This is a genomic window from Limnohabitans sp. (assembly GCF_040401495.1).
Classification (GTDB): Bacteria; Pseudomonadota; Gammaproteobacteria; order Burkholderiales; family Burkholderiaceae_C; genus Limnohabitans.
This window is the reverse complement of record NZ_JBBAOI010000006.1, coordinates 35,050-50,587: the sequence shown is the minus strand read 5'-3', so window position 1 is coordinate 50,587 and position 15,538 is coordinate 35,050. Positions and strand designations below refer to the sequence as shown.

The following is a 15,538-nucleotide window of genomic DNA, read 5'->3' as shown; positions in this document are numbered from 1 at the left end:
GAAGAAACTCAATAGCTTGGTGCAGAATAAGACCAGTCATCGTAATGGATTGGGAAAAGCATGAATGAGCGATTTTTAGTTGGCAAGACGGCCTTGGTCACAGGTTCAACCAGTGGCATTGGCCTAGGAATGGCCAAGGCCTTGGCCAAAGCAGGCGCCAATGTGGTGTTGAACGGGTTTGGACCGCATGAGCAGGCTATTGCTGATGTTGCCGCCTTGGGTGTTCAAGCCACATTCCACGCAGCAGATATGCGCATAGCCTCTGAGATTGAAGCGATGATGCATTTCGCTGCAGAGCGTTTTGGTCGAATCGATGTGTTGGTCAACAATGCCGGCATTCAGCATGTAGCTGCCCTTGAAGATTTCCCCGCACAGAAGTGGGATGACGTCATCGCCATCAATCTGAGCAGCGCATTTCACACCACCCGCTTGGCCCTGCCCGCTATGCGCCAAGCCAACTGGGGGCGCATCCTCAATATTGCGTCGGTACACGGTTTGGTGGGTTCGGCGAACAAATCTGCTTATGTTGCAGCCAAGCACGGTATCGTGGGCCTGACCAAGGTCACGGCGCTGGAGACAGCCACGACTGGCGTGACCTGTAACGCCATCTGTCCGGGTTGGGTTTTGACCCCCTTGGTGCAGCAACAAGTCGATGCCAAGGCATTGGCCCTGGGGGTCAGCATCGAAGAAGCGACACGCTTGCTTTTGAGTGAAAAAGAGCCTTCTATGCAGTTCACTACCCCTGAAGAATTGGGCGAATTGGCTTTGTTTTTATGCTCTGCAGCTGGCAACAATGTGCGTGGCGCAGCTTGGAATATGGATGGGGGTTGGGCTGCTCAATAGCCAACTGCACTGTGTTTTTAAACATCATCCAAATGGATGAGGTGGGTGTCGCCGACTTTCAGTTACGCCGAATTTAAGTACCACTCTATTGCCTGCCACACAGTGCTGATTTATCTTTGCAGGCATGAAGAAAAACCTGCACAACCCTGAGGACGAAGCCTTTGCAGCCCGCTTGAGTCAAGCCATGAAAGACGCTGGGCTCAAAGCATCAGCCACCCACTTGGCCGACTCTTTCAATTTACGTTATTGGGGCGAGGGCATCACCGCCCATGCGGCTCGAAATTGGATGTTTGGCGTGTCTATGCCCAAGCAAGACAAACTTAAAGCACTGAGCGAAGTGCTCAATATCAGCCCGCAAGATTTGCTGTTTGGTCCACAACGAGTGGTTCACGCCGTACAAGAAACCCAATTGACCGATGGCATGGGCATGGGCGACACAGAAATGCTCAGGCAGTATTTGCAACTGCAGCCCGAGCACAAGCGAATGGTCAGGCAATGGGTGCGCATGTCATTGGCCTTTCAACAAACCCACCCCTAGGGCTCAGGGGCAGGCTATTGGGGGGACTGACTATGCGTTCCAAGCACCTTGTGCCTCTTCCCAACCCACCACCGCAATAGGTGAGCCATCTGGGTTGATGAATGTCAGGGGACCCAAAAAGGTCATATAGAACTCGCTGTCCTCAGGGAAAGAGGTTTGATCATGCCTAGCGCCTGAGCATTCGAAGCCATAACCGGGTGCAACTGCTGTGTCTCCCCCGTTCGCTTTACCTCCGCGCACATCCATGCGACCCTTGGTGAGCAAATACTCACCGGGTCCCGCATGAATATGCGGTGCAAATGAAGACCCCTTGGGGCAATCAAAAATGGCAGTCCAAGCGCCATGACCGGGTTGAACATGCAACAACTTCCAGCGAATGCCCCCCGCTGAAAGGGACGGTGGGAAGGGTATCCAGTTCAAATCTGGAATATGAACATACTCTTCGGCAATTTTAGATTTCATGCGTCTGTCTCCTGTGTTCTACATAGGGATGTCAGTTTGGCTTTGAATCAGCCAATTCAATACTGATCTGTTTAAGAACAGATGCAATCAAGACTAACCCTAGATGGGAGACTGAAGCAAAGCCACTGCCCTTGCCTCTATGGCCTGTCCTGAACCGACAGGACCCAGCTTTTCTGCAGTTTTCGCTTTGATATTGACTTGCTTCAAATCCAGCTGCAAAGCGGCAGCTATACGCTCGCTCATGGCGCCAATGAATGGCGCCAACTTAGGCGCTTGGGCAATCACCGTGCTGTCTATATTGCTTATTTGCCACCCCGCCGCTCGTACCAACCCACCCGTGGCCTGTAGCAACTTCCAAGAATCTGCACCACGCCAGCGCTCGTCAGTGTCGGAAAAATGGGTGCCAATATCGCCCAAGGCCGCCGCACCGAGCAATGCGTCTGTGATGGCATGGAGCAGCACATCGGCGTCCGAGTGTCCCAGTAGCCCAAGATGAAAAGGGATGACCACACCGCCAATGACCAATCGTCTGCCGGGCACCAAAGCATGGGTATCCCAGCCTTCGCCAATTCGAAATTGCACGGTCATGACAACACTCCTGGACGATGCTGACGGTCATTCAGAACAGCTTCAGCCAAAGCCCAGTCCTGCGGGTAAGTCACTTTGAAATTGAACGATGCCCCCTCGACCAGCAAGGGCGTATGCCCTTTTGCCTCCATGGCACTGGCCTCGTCTGTGATGTTTTCAGTGGGCTGCTCAAGCGCCTGAGTCAAAGCGCCTAAACGAAACATCTGCGGGGTTTGGGCCAGCCATTTGTCGCTGCGACTCAAGGTCGCCGACACGCGGTCACCCACTGAAGCTTTCAAGGTGTCGGGCAGGGGCAAAGCCAACAGGCCACCTGTGGGGTCTTGGGCGCAAGCTTGCAACAAGGCTTGTATCAACCGAGACGTGATCAAACAACGCGCCGCATCATGGACCAGCACCCAGTCCATTGGGTCGCTGCCTCGTTCCTGTAAAGAGCGTAAACCACCCAACACACTTTGGGCGCGGGTGGTGCCTCCGCGCGGGACGCATTGAAAAGCAGGTTGAGGGTATTGGATCAACAGTTCAGACATATAAGTGTCTTGCGGTGACACCACCAACAAGGCGTGTCCTAGACCCGCCACGCCTGAAAACGCTTTCAGGGTATGCATCACCATAGGTATGCCAGCCAACAAGGCGTACTGCTTGGGGATATCTACACCCGCGCGACTGCCAGTGCCAGCACAAGGGATGACCACATGGAAGCGGGGATGCTCTTGGCTCATGGGTGGGGACCGATCATGGGGGCATTCTAGAATCTCTAACTTCCATGCAATTGCCTGCCCTTCACAGCGTTCAGCGCTTCACACTCCCCCGTCCCCCTGGTTCTGCCGATGCAGCACTTCTTGCAGCCTTGGTTGAAAGGGAAAAAATCCAAGGTAGACGAGTCAGCATCATCTGTGCCGAGGCCTTTGATGCTCAGCGGTTACTGGAAGAAATGCAGTTTTTCCAACCCGAGTTGCAATGCGTGTTGTTTCCCGATTGGGAAACCTTGCCCTATGACGGCTTCTCACCCCATCAGGATTTGATCAGCGAGCGTTTGGCGACGCTGTGGCGTATCTCTCAAGGCAAAGCTGATGTTGTGCTGATGCCCGCCAGCACTGCCTTGTACCGCTTAGCGCCTGCGTCCTTCTTGGCGGCCTACACCTTTCATTTCAAGGTCAAGCAAAAGTTAGATGACGCCCAACTCAAGCAACAACTGACCATGGCAGGCTACAGCCATGTGTCGCAAGTGGTGAGCCCCGGTGAATACACGGTACGTGGCGGCTTGATCGACCTGTTTCCCATGGGCTCGCTGGTGCCCTATCGGGTCGATTTGTTTGACAACGAAATCGATTCGATACGCACCTTTGACCCAGATACCCAGCGCAGCCTCTACCCTGTACCTGAGGTTCGATTGCTGCCTGGTCGAGAGTTCCCCATGGACGAGGCATCACGGGCTTTGTTTCGCAGCCGTTGGCGTGAACTCCTCGACGGCGACCCCACGCGCAGCCGCATTTACAAAGACATGGGCAACGGTGTGGCCACGGCGGGTATTGAGTACTACCTGCCCCTGTTCTTTGAAGAAACCGCCACAGTGTTTGACTACTTGGGTCAAGCCTCGGTAGTGGTTTTGCACGGCGACCTTGAGCCGGTATTACAAAGTTTTTCCCAAGATGCGCAGGAACGCTTTCGCTTGGCGCAGGGCGACCCTGAACGTCCCGTGCTGTCGCCCTCGCACTTGTTTTTGAACACCGAGCAGTTTTTCACGCGGGTCAACCTTCATGCACAGTTATCGCTTCGCAAAGGCGACACCTCAGCCGTTGTTGATTGGGCGCAGCCGCTACCAGATGTCACTGTTGAGCGCGGCTCGGACACGCCTTTGGCGAGACTGCAAGCTCGCCAAGGCAACAGCTCGCAACGTGTTTTGGTATTGGCTGAAAGTGACGGACGCCGAGAAAGTTTGCTGGATTTCTTAAGAGCCTCAGGCGTGAGCCCTCCCAGTTTTGACTCGCTCGCTGATTTCATCCAAAGCGCCGAGCCGTTTGGCATTGCCACCAGCGGTTTGCACACCGGCTTTGCTTGGACGGCGTTGGGCATCGATCTGGTGACCGAAACCGAGTTGTTCTCTGCCAGCCCAAGCGCGAGGCGCAAACGCAAACAAGAAGCGGTCAGTGATGTGGAGTCGCTGATCAAAGACTTGTCAGAGTTGCAAGTAGGCGACCCCGTAGTACACAGCGCTCACGGTATTGGTCGTTACCGAGGCTTGGTCAATATGGACATGGGCCAAGGGGTAGACGATGTAGGTCAACCTCTGCTGCAAGAGTTTTTGCATTTGGAATACGCCGATGAAGCTACTTTGTATGTGCCGGTCAGCCAGTTGCACCTGATCAGCCGCTACAGCGGCGTGAGCCCCGATGAAGCGCCCTTGCACCGCTTGGGTTCGGGCCAATGGGACAAAGCCAAGCGACGTGCCGCTGAACAAATCAGGGACGCCGCAGCCGAGTTACTCAATATCTATGCGCGGCGTGCTGCTCGGCAAGGCCACCCGTTTCGCTACACGCCGCAAGACTACGAGGTATTTGCCAACGACTTTGGTTTTGAAGAAACCGCCGACCAGCGTGGTGCCATCCATGCAGTCATCCAAGACATGATCAGCCCACGCCCCATGGACCGTCTGATTTGCGGTGACGTCGGGTTTGGCAAAACCGAGGTGGCCTTACGTGCAGCCTTCATTGCGGTGATGGGTGGCAAGCAAGTGGCGATATTGGCACCCACCACCTTGCTAGCCGAACAGCATTTCCAAACCTTGACCGACCGCTTTGCCAAATGGCCAGTCAAGATCGCCGAGATGAGCCGCTTTCGCTCGCCCAAGGAGATCAAAGCCGCCATGCTGGGCTTGGAAGACGGCTCTATCGATATCGTGGTGGGCACCCACAAGCTCATCAGTGACACCGTCAAGTTCAAGGACCTGGGGCTGTTGGTCATCGACGAAGAACACCGCTTCGGTGTGCGGCACAAAGAAGCCATCAAAGCCATGCGAGCCGAGGTGGATATCTTGACCCTCACGGCCACACCTATTCCTCGGACCTTGGGCATGGCCTTGGAAGGGCTGCGCGATTTGAGTGTGATTGCCACCGCACCGCAACGCCGCTTGGCCATCAAAACCTTTGTACGAACCGAAGACAACGGCGTGATCCGCGAAGCGGTGTTGAGGGAATTGAAGCGGGGCGGCCAGTGCTATTTTCTGCACAACGAAGTCGAGACCATCCAAAACCGCAAAGAGCGTTTGCAAGAATTGATTCCTGAAGCACGCATCGCTGTGGCCCACGGGCAAATGCCCGAGCGTGAGTTGGAAAAAGTCATGCGCGACTTTGTGGCGCAGCGCTTCAATATTTTGCTGTGTTCAACCATCATCGAAACAGGTATCGATGTACCCACCGCCAATACCATTCTCATGAGCCGTGCCGATAAATTTGGCCTCGCGCAGTTACACCAATTGCGCGGCCGTGTCGGTCGCAGCCATCACCAAGCCTATGCCTATTTGCTGGTGCCTGATTTGCAAGGCTTGAGTAAAAACGCCACCCAAAGACTGGACGCGATACAGCAAATGGAAGAACTGGGTTCGGGCTTTTACTTGGCCATGCACGATTTGGAAATACGGGGTGCAGGCGAGGTACTGGGTGAAAACCAAAGCGGCAATATGCTGGAAGTGGGGTTTCAGCTCTACAACGAAATGCTGTCAGAAGCAGTTCGCGCTCTGAAAAACGGTGAAGAGCCCGACTTGCTCAGCCCCTTGCAAGCCACCACCGAAATTAATTTGCACGCACCTGCGCTCTTGCCCGACGACTACTGTGGCGATGTGCACCTGCGTTTGTCCTTCTACAAAAAACTGGCCACCGCCAAGAACCAAGACCAAGTCGACGCACTGCTTGAAGAACTGGTCGACCGATTTGGCAAGTTGCCCGCCCAAGCCCAAACGCTGATCGATACCCACAGACTGCGGGTCTTGGCCAAACCCTATGGCGTGGCCAAAGTGGATGCAGCCCCTGGCGTCATCCTCATCAGCTTCAAACCCCATGCGCCTATCGACGGCATGCGCATCATTCAATTGGTGCAAAAAAACAAACACATCAAACTCGCTGGCAACGACAAACTGCGCATTGAAAGGGCCTTGCCCGAAGTGAAAGACCGTGCGCAAATGGTCAGGGATATCTTGCGCTCCTTGGGCGAGCCGGTAGTACCTCAGGGCAAAACAACGGTAGCCACATGAGTCCACTTACCTTGCCTGCAGCAGAACACTCCCCTAGCCTTTGGGTTCAAGGCATCACATTACCGTTACGGCTGCATGACTTCAAGTTGATCGCCTTCGACATGGACTCCACACTCATCAACATCGAGTGCATCGACGAGGTGGCTGACGCAGCGGGGCGCAAAGTCGAGGTCGCTGCCATCACCGAAGCCGCGATGCGAGGCGAGATTGCCGATTACAAAGAAAGCCTGCGCCAACGCGTGGCCTTGCTGCGCGGTGTGCCTGCCTCTGCCCTGACGCAGGTCTATGACGAAAGGCTTCGCCTGAACCCTGGCGCCCAAACCTTGGTGCAAGCCTGCCAACAAGAGGGGCTCAAGACCCTGCTGGTCAGTGGGGGCTTCACCTTTTTCACAGACCGCGTGCGGGATCTGTTGCGTCTTGATTTCACCCGCAGCAATGTATTTGAAATTGAAAACGAGCGCCTCACTGGCCGCATGGTCGATCAAACATGGGGCGATATCTGTGATGGCGAAGAAAAACGCCGCATGTTGCTGGCCACCTGCAACGATTTAGGTATTTCGCCCCAACAAGCCATAGCGATGGGGGACGGCGCGAACGACCTGCCCATGATGTCGGTGGCGGGTCTGTCGGTGGCCTACCACGCCAAGCCCCGCGTACGCGAGGCCGCCCATGTCGCAATTGACCATGGTGGTTTGGACCGCTTACTGGAATTGTTCGTCTAATTTAATTGGGGTCTGACCCCAATTAAATGACCCCGATTAACGCAGCGCAGCGTAAATGGCTTGGGCAAGCTCAGGGGAAATGCCTTCGACGGTGCACAGGTCTTGCACACTGGCGTGCGCCACACCACGCACACCGCCAAAACGTTGCAGTAATTTAGCGCGTTTTTTGGGACCCACACCAGGGATGTCTTCCAAACTGCTACCCCCTGTGCGCACCTTGGCTCGCTTGGCCCGCATACCAGTGATGGCAAAACGGTGCGCCTCGTCGCGGATTTGCGCCACCAACATGAGTGCAGCTGAATCCGCTTGCAAGCTGAGCTTGGGTCGTTCATCGGCAAACACCAGTTCCTCTAAGCCCACCTTGCGACCCTCGCCTTTTTCCACGCCGACCAAGCGTGACACATCCAAATCCAGCGCAACAAATACCTCCCGCGCCATGCTGATTTGCCCTTTGCCGCCATCGATCAGCACCAAATCGGGAAACTTAGCTTCGCCTAAACGCACGGCTTGCGCCAATTTGCTGTAGCGACGTGTCAGCACTTGACGCATGGCGGCGTAATCGTCACCACCGGTGATGCCCTCGATGTTGTAGCGGCGGTATTCGCTGGCCTGCATTTTGTGGTGATGAAACACCACGCACGAGGCTTGGGTGGCTTCGCCCGCTGTGTGCGAAATATCAAAGCATTCCACCCTGAGGCTATCCAAGTCATCCACCGCCATGTCCAGCGTATCGACCAAGGCGCGGGTACGTGACTGCTGTGAACCTTCCTCGGCCAACAAGCGGGCCAGCTTTAACGCCGCGTTTTGCTGCGCCATCTCCAGCCATACCTTGCGCTGCTCACGCGGTTGGTGGATGACATTCAGCTTTACCCCCGTTTGCGCAGACAAGGCAGCCACCAACTCTTTGTCCACCGCATGATGGGTAATGAGCGTAGGGGGCAGCGGCACATCCACATAGTGCTGACCCAAAAACGCCTCTAGCACCTCAACGGGTTCAGCGCCATCGGCATGGGTGGGAAAGTAAGGGCTGTCGCCCAAATGGCGGCCACCGCGCACCATGGCCAAATTGACACAGGCTTTACCCCCTTGCACCACCACCGCCAAGATATCCACATCGCGGTCGTCCACCGTGTCCACCGCTTGCTGGTGCAGCACCTTGGACAAGGCGCTGATTTGGTTACGCACTTCAGCAGCTTGCTCAAACGCCAAGCATTCAGCGTGAGCCAACATGCGCTTTTCCAGCGACTGCATCACATCTTGGGTTTGACCTTGCAGCAGTTCGCAAGCACTTTGCACATCGCGCTGGTAGTCCTCCAAACTGACCATGCCCACACAGGGTGCCGAGCAGCGCTTGATCTGGTGCAGCAAGCAAGGTCGGTGGCGGTTGCGAAACACCGTGTCCTCGCAGGTGCGCAAACGAAACACTTTTTGAATCAATTGAATCGCTTCTCGCACCGCCCATACGCTGGGGTAAGGGCCAAAGTAATCGTGGTGCTTATCCACTGCACCACGGTAATACACCACCCTTGGTGCAGCTTTGGGGTGCGGATGACCCAAGGCGTCGGGGTCGCCTTTTTGGGCACGGGTGATTTTCAAATAGGGGTAGCTCTTGTCGTCTCGAAACAGGATGTTGTAACGCGGCTTGAGGGTTTTGATGAGGTTGTTTTCCAGCAGCAAGGCCTCGGCCTCGGAACGTACCACCGTGGTTTCAAGCTTGGCAATCTTGCCCACCATATGGCCGATACGGGTTCCACCGTGACTTTTTTGAAAGTAACTGCTGACGCGTTTTTTAAGATGGTTGGCCTTGCCAACATACAAGACCTGTCCCTCGGCATCGTAGTAACGGTAGACACCTGGCAACGGGGGCAAAGCAGCCACTTGCGACAACAGCTCGGGATCGAATGCTTCTGGCTCAGTCACGACACGATGGCAACAGAAACCTCGCCCAAACCGGGAAACTGTGCGAACAGGCGTTGGCCTTCCTCCACAGGAACGGGCACCACACAGGTACCTGTGATGACCACTTCACCTTGACGCAGGCACAGGCCATGGCTGATCAACTCATTGGCCAGCCAGGTAAGCGCCACCCGCGGGTCGCCCAGCGCGTTGGCGCCTCTGCCTTGCGCCACCAACTTGCCACCTCGGCTGACCTGCACCGCTTGGGCTGCAAGATCCAAGCTGCGCCAATCGGTGGTGAGCGCAGAGCCCAGCACCATGTGACTGGCGCAAGCAAAGTCGGCAATCAACTGCGCCTCACCCGCTGTGACAAAGTCTTGGTAACGAGAGTTGGGAATTTCAATGGCCAGATGCAGCTCGGCCACTTGCGCCATGACCTGCTGCACCGTCAAGGCTTGAGTTCCCAGCGCCAGCACATCTGAGCCCATACGAAAGGCAAATTCGGCTTCGATGACCCGCATGACATTGCCACGCATGGAAACCGCTGCGCCATCGGTCAAGCAACGTGAAGCCAGCAAACGCCCCGCCAAAGGGCCGCTGACCCCGATGTGTGCTTGGCCTGCTGTGCTGGTGGCAGCGATTTTCCAGCCTATGGCTTTGTCGCCCGTGGCCTCAAACAAAGACTGCTGTACTGCGTAGCCCTCGCCACGGGTTTGGGGACGGTACTGGGCGTCAATGGCGCTGATTTGCAGGGGTGCCTCCCATGCTGGCAGCAACTGCAGCGCTGCTGCCTGCGCCACACCCCCTACCATTGGCCAACGTTGGGCATAGAAGCCCAAGGTTCAGCAGGCGGCAAAGGCGCATGGGCTTGCAGCAACTCTACCGAGATGTTGTCGGGCGAGCGCACAAATGCCATGTAACCATCGCGGGGCGGACGCAAAATCGTCACACCATGGTTTTGCAAACGCTCGCAGGTGGCATAAATGTTTTCCACTGCATAAGCCAAATGCCCAAAATTGCGACCGCCTTGCAAGGCCTCGGGATCCCAATTGAAAGTCAACTCCACTTGGGCGCTGTGGTCGCCGGGGGCCGCCAAAAACACCAAGCTAAAGCGCCCCGAGGGGACATCTTTTTGACGAATGACTTCAAGGCCCAAAGCATCGCGGTAAAACTTCAAAGAAGCATCCAAATCGGTGACACGCACCATGGTGTGCAAATAGCGCATATCAAGGCATCCTTGTCGACTGCCAAGACACAAATTGCAAACCAGCATCGGTTTTTTGCCAAATGCTGGTGAAGCGCAAGACGACATTGATGTCATTCTCTTTCACCCGAACGTCATAGTTGCCAATGCCGTTGATGATGGCAACGCAACCAAAAGTGCGCACAGTCACTTCCGAGCGGCGCATGACCTTGTACTTGACTGTGCCTGAGCGCATGGATTCAATATAGGAGGCCTTGTTGTCCAGCACCGAACTGGTGTGGATATAAACCAAATCCGGCGAAAACAGCTTTTCCATGGCGGAAAAGTCGTCGCCCATTTGTGCTGCATAGCGGGCGTCTTCAGCCTTGAGGGTTTCATCGCTGCTGATGGGGTTACAAGCCCCGCCTGCGGCTTGGGCCAAGGTCACGAATGCCCATGCCACAACAAGTCCAATAGATCTCAAAATAAGACGCATCGCAATCTCCTTCAAATGTTTGCCTTGAATGATACGCTTGCCACCTGCTGGAAATGAAGACAGCACTTACCCGTAAACCCTAGAAACCGCCTTGAAACAATGACCGATTCGCCTTTCAAAAAATCTGATACCAACGGTTTTCGCCAAGGGCTCATCTCTTACGCAGACCAAGGTTTTTCTTTGTTTTTGCGCAAAGCCTTCATCAAGGGCGCTGGCTACACCGATGCAGCCCTTGACAAACCCGTCATCGGTATCGCCAACACCGCCAGCGCTTACAACCCCTGCCACGGCAATTCGGCACAACTGATTGAAGCTTTGGAGCGGGGTATCTTGCTCGCAGGTGGCTTGCCCATGACCTTCCCCACCATTTCCTTGCACGAAAGCTTTGCTGCACCGACCAGCATGTATTTGCGCAACCTCATGGCCATGGACACCGAGGAGATGCTGCGTGCCCAACCCATGGACGCGGTGGTGCTCATCGGCGGCTGTGACAAAACCGTGCCCGCGCAACTGATGGGCGCAGCATCTGCCGGTTTGCCAGCGATTCAACTCATCACCGGCTCCATGTTGACGGGTTCACACCGAGGTGAACGCGTTGGCGCTTGTACCGACTGTCGCCGCTACTGGGCACGCTACCGCGCCGGTGAGGTCGATGATGCCGAAAAAGACGAGGTCAACGACCGCTTGGTGGCCAGTGTGGGTACCTGCTCGGTCATGGGCACCGCCAGCACCATGGCTTGCATTGCCGAGGCGCTGGGCATGACAGTGCCCGGGGGTGCCTCGCCGCCTGCCGTCACCGCCGACCGTATGCGGGTAGCCGAACGCACCGGTACACAAGCTGTTGAACTTGCCCACTCACGCCTTGGTATAGAGCAAATACTGACCGCCGATGCCTTTGAAAATGCCCTTAGGGTGTTACTGGCGATTGGCGGCTCCACCAATGGCTTGGTGCATTTGGCGGCCATGGCTGGCCGCGTCGGTTTGGATTTAGACCTTGATGCGTTTGACCGCATGGGGCGGGAAACGCCGGTATTGATCGACCTCAAGCCCTCGGGTCAACACTACATGGAAGACTTTCACCATGCAGGCGGAATGCCGGCCTTGCTGCGTGAATTGCGTCCATTGCTCAAACTGGACGCCCTCACCGTCACCGGCAAAACCTTGGGCGAAAACCTAGCCGTAGCTCCTGCCGCATTCCCCCAAACCGTTATCCGATCGGTCAATAACCCCATTTACCCGCAAGGTGGCATTGCGGTGCTGCGCGGCAACTTGGCGCCAGCCGGTGCCATCATCAAACAATCGGCGGCTGACCCACGCCTGATGGAACACGAAGGCCGTGCGGTGGTGTTTGAAGACAGCGCCGATTTGGCTGCTCGCATCGACGACCCCGACCTAGACGTCCACGCTCACGATATCTTGGTGCTGAAAAACATCGGCCCCAAAGGTGCACCGGGTATGCCCGAGGCTGGCTATTTGCCGATTCCGCAAAAACTCGCTCGTGCAGGTGTGAAAGACATGGTGCGCATCTCGGATGGCCGCATGAGCGGCACGGCTTTTGGTACCGTGGTCTTGCACGTCACGCCCGAGGCGGCTGTGGGTGGACCGCTGGCCTATGTACAAACCGGCGACCGCATCCGTTTAAGCGTTTCTGAACGCAGCCTTGAATGGTTGGTATCTGCTGACGAACTCTCCCGCCGACAACAAGCGCACCCAGTGACTGCGCCTACGGCCGCTAGAGGGTATAGGCAATTGTTTTTAAAAACCGTCAACCAAGCCGATCAAGGTGCTGATTTTGATTTTTTACGCGCTGAACAATCCCAAGGCAAAACGCCTCGCTAAACCCTTTTAACCTCGAGAAAGCCCCTCATGATGCAATGGTTCAAAGAACTCTCCCCTCCAGAAAAGCGCACGTTTGTCGCCGCCTTCGCTGGCTGGACCTTGGATGCGCTGGACTTCATGGTGTTCACCTTTGTCATCTCCGCGCTGATTGGCTACTTTCATATCGACAAAACCCAAGCCGGCATGTTGGGCACTGTCACTTTGCTGTTTTCGGCGCTGGGCGGCTGGATCGCGGGCATGTTGGCGGATCGCTTTGGGCGGGTGCGCATATTGCAAATCACTATTGTGTGGTTCTCTGTTTGCACCTTCCTCATCGGTTTTGCACAAAGCTTCGAGCAAGTCTTTGTGCTTCGAGCGCTGCAAGGCTTGGGCTTTGGCGGCGAATGGGCGGTGGGTTCGGTGTTGATGGGTGAAATTGTCCGAGCCCAGTACCGAGGCCGAGCAGTGGGCACGGTGCAAAGCGGTTGGGCTGTCGGCTGGGGCATCGCCGCATTGCTGTACACCTTGGCTTTCAGTTGGTTATCCGAGGATTGGGCGTGGCGCTCGCTCTTTTGGTTCTCGGTCTTGCCGTCCTTTTTGGTCATCTATATACGACGCAACGTACCAGAACCTGAGGTCTACCAACAAAGCTGTGCCGCCAACGATGACAGCATCACGCGTGTGTCACCTTGGGCTATTTTTTCGCCTGCTTTGCTGAAAACCACCTTGTTGTCGGCCTTGCTGTGTACCGGCGTACAAGGCGGTTACTACGCCGTCATGACATGGCTGCCCACCTTCTTGAAGACTGAGCGCCACCTGAGTGTGATTGGCACAGGCGGGTATTTGGCTGTCATCATCAGCGGCTCTTTCATTGGCTACATCAGTGGCGCGTATTTCACTGACCGCTTTGGCCGCAAGCCCAATTTGTTTTTGTTCGCCGTGTTGTCTGGGCTGAGCGTCTACGCATATACCCAAATTGAATTGACCAACACCGAAATGTTGTTTGTGGGCTTCCCGCTGGGCTTTGCCGCTTCGGGCATTTTCAGCGGTATTGGCGCTTACCTGACCGAGTTGTTTCCATCCACGGTTCGCGCCAGCGGTCAAGGCTTTGCCTACAACTTTGGGCGCGGTATTGGTGCGCTGTTTCCCACCTTGGTCGGCTTGCTGTCAGCCAGCCAAGGTTTGGGGACGGCCATTGGGATGTTTGCGGGGGGGGCGTATGCGCTGGTGCTCTTGACGGTGCTGTTTTTGCCAGAAACCAGAGGTCGGGCTTTAACCGCCTGACACAAGCTGCTGCCATTGGCGCAGGGCCACAGACTTGGCTTGCATGATAGGCACACAAACGGGGTCGGGGTACCAAGTTTGCGTATCGGTTCGAGTCAGCGATTGCAAAAAATGCGCGTTGCTCGGTGCCCAACCCAAACCCACTGCAGCGGTTGCAGCAGCGCCTACGCAGGGTAAGTAGGTGCTGTCACGGTGGGCCACCACAGGCTTGTTCCAAACATCGGCCAAAATTTGCATCCATGCAGCGCTGCGGGTGGCACCTCCCACCACCTGAAGCGATTGCATGGGCTGTGCTTGGACTTCCTCGAATGCCCAAAGCAATGAAAGCGCTACCCCTTCCAAAACCGACCTGAGCATCTGTGCACGAGTGGTTTGCAAAGACAAGCCACTAAAACCTCCTTGCGGTTGCTCTGTCGAGACCGGAAGACGTTCAGCAGATAAATAAGGTAAAAAAAGCACATTGGCATCGGTAACCGTAGACGCCACCAAGTGCTCCATCGCGGCGTACCCCCTTGTCTCATCGTCCTCCCCAGTTAATTGCAAGGCCCAGCGGTGCACGCTGCCTGCATTGCTGATGGGGCCAATGCGGATATGCCACCCAGCTTGGGGACAGGGCAAAAGGAACAAAGGGGTTTGCCCAGTATGGAAAGCTTGCGCCAAGGTAGCCACCCAGCCAGAGGTGCCTAAATAGGCATAGCTTTGGGTGCTGTCAGTCACGCCTGCACCCAAGGTGGTGGCGCCAGCGTCACCTAAGCCGCAAAAAACCGACAACCCAACGTCCAGCCCCGTGAACTCTGCCGCCCTATCGCTCACCCCCCCCACACAGTCACCCGCAGGGTGCAAGCTTGGCAAGCTCAGATGGTGCAAGCCCAAAACTGTCATCCATTCGCTGGTCCAACACCCCGCATCAAAGTTGTACATGCCAGTGGTGGCCGCAGTGGTGGGATCGGTCACCGCTTTGCCCGTCAAGCGAAAAATAATGAAATCCTTGGCACCCACCAAAACCTGCTTGGTGCGTTGGAAGTGGTCAGGCTCATGGTCACGAAGATGCAGGATTTTGGCCAGCACCGAGGCACCATTAAAAGGGTTTCGCGTGGTCTGGGCCACCTGAGTTGACCCAAGGGTCGCCAAGACAGCCGCGGCTTGCTCACCAGCACGGGCATCCATGTACAGCACTGCAGGACGAACAACTTCGCCGTTGGCGTCCAGTGCGATGAGGTCTTGCATCTGACCGCTAAAGGTCAATGCTTTGAGTGAAGATGGTTCAACGCCCAACGACCACCATTGGCGCAACACGGCACAAAAACTGTCCCACCAAAGATGTGGGGCTTGCTCACCTGGTGCATCTTTGCTGGCCGCATAGTCTTGGCTACAAGCGTGGTGCATCACCCCCTGCTGATCAAGCAACACCGCCTTGATAGCGGATGAACCTATGTCAAAACTGGCGATGTAGGCCATGGTG

General features: G+C 55.8%; 14 protein-coding genes. 6 read left to right on the top strand and 8 right to left on the bottom strand.

What is annotated here, in order from left to right; all coding sequences use genetic code 11:
- Nucleotides 1-60: 60 nt before the first annotated feature.
- Together AC9UEO_RS06090 and AC9UEO_RS06085 are read left to right on the top strand one after the other, a co-directional pair.
- Complete coding sequence (locus AC9UEO_RS06090; protein WP_509531052.1) at nt 61-843, top strand: 3-hydroxybutyrate dehydrogenase; 783 nt, start codon at nt 61-63, stop codon at nt 841-843.
- A gap of 124 nt (nt 844-967) precedes the next feature.
- Entirely contained in the window at nt 968-1,381 is a 414-nt protein-coding gene (locus AC9UEO_RS06085) for a hypothetical protein (RefSeq protein ID WP_509531050.1), read from the top strand.
- A gap of 30 nt (nt 1,382-1,411) precedes the next feature.
- Here AC9UEO_RS06085 and AC9UEO_RS06080 read toward each other — a convergent pair whose 3' ends face one another.
- From AC9UEO_RS06080 to ispD, 3 genes are all read right to left on the bottom strand, one after another.
- Nucleotides 1,412-1,843 carry a 2,4'-dihydroxyacetophenone dioxygenase family protein gene (locus tag AC9UEO_RS06080; RefSeq protein WP_509531048.1) on the bottom strand — a complete coding sequence of 144 codons (432 nt, stop codon included), beginning with the start codon at nt 1,841-1,843 and terminating at the stop codon, nt 1,412-1,414.
- Nucleotides 1,844-1,942: 99 nt separating this feature from the next.
- A complete protein-coding gene (gene ispF, locus AC9UEO_RS06075) occupies nt 1,943-2,425 on the bottom strand; it encodes a 2-C-methyl-D-erythritol 2,4-cyclodiphosphate synthase (RefSeq protein ID WP_509531257.1) in 483 nt (160 codons plus the stop codon).
- A gap of 2 nt (nt 2,426-2,427) precedes the next feature.
- A complete protein-coding gene (gene ispD, locus AC9UEO_RS06070; protein ID WP_509531046.1) occupies nt 2,428-3,150 on the bottom strand; it encodes a 2-C-methyl-D-erythritol 4-phosphate cytidylyltransferase in 723 nt (240 codons plus the stop codon).
- Between the two features lie 44 nt (nt 3,151-3,194).
- On the opposite strand from ispD, the gene mfd reads away from it, so the two are divergent.
- Together mfd and serB are read left to right on the top strand one after the other, a co-directional pair.
- Nucleotides 3,195-6,677, top strand: coding sequence for a transcription-repair coupling factor (gene mfd, locus AC9UEO_RS06065; protein ID WP_509531044.1), 3,483 nt, complete (start codon nt 3,195-3,197; stop codon nt 6,675-6,677).
- Complete coding sequence (serB, locus tag AC9UEO_RS06060; RefSeq protein WP_509531042.1) at nt 6,674-7,399, top strand: phosphoserine phosphatase SerB; 726 nt, start codon at nt 6,674-6,676, stop codon at nt 7,397-7,399. The genes mfd and serB overlap by 4 nt, the downstream gene beginning before the upstream one ends.
- A 36-nt stretch (nt 7,400-7,435) precedes the next feature.
- Here the strand turns inward: serB and uvrC are convergent, their stop codons facing one another.
- From uvrC to AC9UEO_RS06040, 4 genes are read right to left on the bottom strand one after another with little or no spacing between them, the layout of a single operon-like run.
- Complete coding sequence (gene uvrC, locus AC9UEO_RS06055) at nt 7,436-9,319, bottom strand: excinuclease ABC subunit UvrC (RefSeq protein WP_509531040.1); 1,884 nt, start codon at nt 9,317-9,319, stop codon at nt 7,436-7,438.
- A complete protein-coding gene (locus tag AC9UEO_RS06050) occupies nt 9,316-10,134 on the bottom strand; it encodes a 2-keto-4-pentenoate hydratase (RefSeq protein ID WP_509531038.1) in 819 nt (272 codons plus the stop codon). The genes uvrC and AC9UEO_RS06050 overlap by 4 nt, the downstream gene beginning before the upstream one ends.
- Nucleotides 10,101-10,520 carry a VOC family protein gene (locus AC9UEO_RS06045; RefSeq protein WP_509531037.1) on the bottom strand — a complete coding sequence of 140 codons (420 nt, stop codon included), beginning with the start codon at nt 10,518-10,520 and terminating at the stop codon, nt 10,101-10,103. Before AC9UEO_RS06045 ends, AC9UEO_RS06050 begins: the two co-directional genes overlap by 34 nt.
- Nucleotide 10,521: 1 nt before the next feature.
- Nucleotides 10,522-10,974, bottom strand: coding sequence for a nuclear transport factor 2 family protein (locus tag AC9UEO_RS06040; RefSeq protein WP_509531035.1), 453 nt, complete (start codon nt 10,972-10,974; stop codon nt 10,522-10,524).
- Nucleotides 10,975-11,073: 99 nt separating this feature from the next.
- On the opposite strand from AC9UEO_RS06040, the gene AC9UEO_RS06035 reads away from it, so the two are divergent.
- Both AC9UEO_RS06035 and AC9UEO_RS06030 read left to right on the top strand, forming a co-directional pair.
- Nucleotides 11,074-12,813 (top strand): IlvD/Edd family dehydratase, encoded by a 1,740-nt coding sequence (locus AC9UEO_RS06035; protein ID WP_509531033.1) that lies wholly within the window; start codon nt 11,074-11,076, stop codon nt 12,811-12,813.
- 30 nt (nt 12,814-12,843) lie between these two features.
- Entirely contained in the window at nt 12,844-14,076 is a 1,233-nt protein-coding gene (locus AC9UEO_RS06030) for an MFS transporter (protein WP_509531255.1), read from the top strand.
- Here the strand turns inward: AC9UEO_RS06030 and AC9UEO_RS06025 are convergent.
- Nucleotides 14,065-15,534 (bottom strand): xylulokinase, encoded by a 1,470-nt coding sequence (locus AC9UEO_RS06025; protein WP_509531031.1) that lies wholly within the window; start codon nt 15,532-15,534, stop codon nt 14,065-14,067. The two genes, AC9UEO_RS06030 and AC9UEO_RS06025, sit on opposite strands and share 12 nt — an antisense overlap.
- Nucleotides 15,535-15,538: the final 4 nt, after the last annotated feature.

What these genes read in the sequence shown, in the direction of transcription:
- AC9UEO_RS06080 (WP_509531048.1), bottom strand. Translation starts at nt 1,843, where the DNA reads ATGAAATCTAAAATTGCCGAAGAGTATGTTCATATTCCAGATTTGAAC.
- AC9UEO_RS06045 (WP_509531037.1), bottom strand. Translation starts at nt 10,520, where the DNA reads ATGCGCTATTTGCACACCATGGTGCGTGTCACCGATTTGGATGCTTCT.
- mfd (WP_509531044.1), top strand. Translation starts at nt 3,195, where the DNA reads ATGCAATTGCCTGCCCTTCACAGCGTTCAGCGCTTCACACTCCCCCGT.
- serB (WP_509531042.1), top strand. Translation starts at nt 6,674, where the DNA reads ATGAGTCCACTTACCTTGCCTGCAGCAGAACACTCCCCTAGCCTTTGG.
- AC9UEO_RS06035 (WP_509531033.1), top strand. Translation starts at nt 11,074, where the DNA reads ATGACCGATTCGCCTTTCAAAAAATCTGATACCAACGGTTTTCGCCAA.
- AC9UEO_RS06090 (WP_509531052.1), top strand. Translation starts at nt 61, where the DNA reads ATGAATGAGCGATTTTTAGTTGGCAAGACGGCCTTGGTCACAGGTTCA.
- ispD (WP_509531046.1), bottom strand. Translation starts at nt 3,150, where the DNA reads ATGAGCCAAGAGCATCCCCGCTTCCATGTGGTCATCCCTTGTGCTGGC.
- AC9UEO_RS06085 (WP_509531050.1), top strand. Translation starts at nt 968, where the DNA reads ATGAAGAAAAACCTGCACAACCCTGAGGACGAAGCCTTTGCAGCCCGC.
- AC9UEO_RS06025 (WP_509531031.1), bottom strand. Translation starts at nt 15,534, where the DNA reads ATGGCCTACATCGCCAGTTTTGACATAGGTTCATCCGCTATCAAGGCG.
- AC9UEO_RS06030 (WP_509531255.1), top strand. Translation starts at nt 12,844, where the DNA reads ATGCAATGGTTCAAAGAACTCTCCCCTCCAGAAAAGCGCACGTTTGTC.
- AC9UEO_RS06040 (WP_509531035.1), bottom strand. Translation starts at nt 10,974, where the DNA reads ATGCGTCTTATTTTGAGATCTATTGGACTTGTTGTGGCATGGGCATTC.